General features: G+C 35.8%; 1 protein-coding gene and 1 pseudogene. One reads left to right on the top strand and one right to left on the bottom strand.

Features of this window, described 5'->3' with window-relative positions; translation table 11 throughout:
- Nucleotides 1-106 precede the first annotated feature (106 nt).
- On the top strand, nucleotides 107-796 hold the full coding sequence (locus ACY651_RS03535; protein WP_462249778.1) for an AAA family ATPase: 690 nt from the start codon (nucleotides 107-109) through the stop codon (nucleotides 794-796).
- Between the two features lie 13 nt (nucleotides 797-809).
- Here the strand turns inward: ACY651_RS03535 and ACY651_RS03540 are convergent.
- A pseudogene (locus ACY651_RS03540) lies at nucleotides 810-1,524 on the bottom strand (hypothetical protein); the annotation flags it as partial.

Below are 1,524 nucleotides of genomic sequence, written 5' to 3' on the forward strand. Positions count from 1 at the left end.
CTCAAAGTATTACAGGAAAATTCAATGCACTGGTTATCAGTAAAAATCTATCGATGGATATTGTTTCTTTTAACCGCTATAATCCCGATTTTGACAATATGATGAGATTGATAAGATTGCCCGTAAAAGCGATAACCCTTCAATTACCAGGGATGTGAGTGGCGAAGGTGTACAGCAGGGGTTATTAAAATTACTGGAGGGAACAGAAGTATTGGTGCCCCCTCAGGGTGGACGTAAACACCCCGAACAAAAGTTGATAAAAGTAAATACCCAGAATATTCTCTTCATTTGCGGCGGCGCTTTTGACGGCGTAGATAAAATTATTGCACGCCGTGTAAATACCAATGCCATCGGCTTTAATGTAAATAAAGAATTACAGGAATACCAGCAGGATAATCTTTTACATTTTGTAAACGCGGTTGATCTTAAACATTTTGGTTTGATACCCGAATTGCTGGGCCGTTTGCCCGTGGTTACTTATCTAAATCCATTAGATGCAGTTACGTTAAGAAGCATATTAACAGAACCAAAAAATGCTTTAATAAAACAGTTTACCCGGTTGTTTGATATTGAGGGGATTGAATTAAAATTTGAATCTGCTGTTTATGATTTTATGGTAGAAAAAGCATTGGAGTATAAATTAGGTGCCCGTGGCCTCCGCAGTATTTGCGAAAGTATTTTAACCGATGCTATGTATGAACTCCCTTCTCAAAAAGTAAAAACCTTTGAAGTTACTTTGGAATATGCCATGCGTAAATTCAGTACCAGTAAATTGAGCATGTTAAAAGTGGCGTAATATCTATCGCTTTCTACTTTCTTCTCATTTTATATTTCTTATTCACTTTTGGGCTGTTAAAATATTCATCCAATTCCTTTTCGTTTGGGGATTCTTCTGCTATGGGAATATCGATAAGTTGTATCTGTGTTTGTTTTAATTCATCTCTTAATTTACGGGATTTATTAAGAATATCAGGGTCACGTGTACCCACCAGCCTGTTTTCTGTAAGCAAATATTCAAGCCTTTTAATACTACTGCGTATAAGTGTAGCCGTATTCTGTTCGTAACTGCTGTTGGGTGCTGTGGCTTCTTTAACGGGCACAAGTGCAACGCCAATACTGGGTAAAATCTTTCCTACGGTTTGTTGATTGGTATTGGGTAAAGAAGAAAAAATAGTACCACCTAATGCAGTAGAAGCAGAAGTAAGATCAAAAGTAGTTCTGGTTCTTTTTACTCTTTTTATTTTTCTATCTACAATTCTAAAGCTGCTTTTTAATTGTGTTATATACTTAGCTACTTCCGAATATAAATTCTCAAATTCCATTACCTGTTGCGGATAATTGATATTTTCCTTTACGGTAATTTCAATAAGCGCAGTATCGGATACATGAAATTTTGTAGCGCCAATAAAATATAAATTGATTTTTTTCTGCTTCTCTTTTTCATTTTCTTTTATAAAATCAAAAGGGGCAACCCAGGTAAAATCATCGCCGCAATGGGTAATATTTGTACTGGATTTAATGGCA

The organism is Ferruginibacter sp., from assembly GCF_031391665.1.
GTDB lineage: Bacteria > Bacteroidota > Bacteroidia > Chitinophagales > Chitinophagaceae > Ferruginibacter.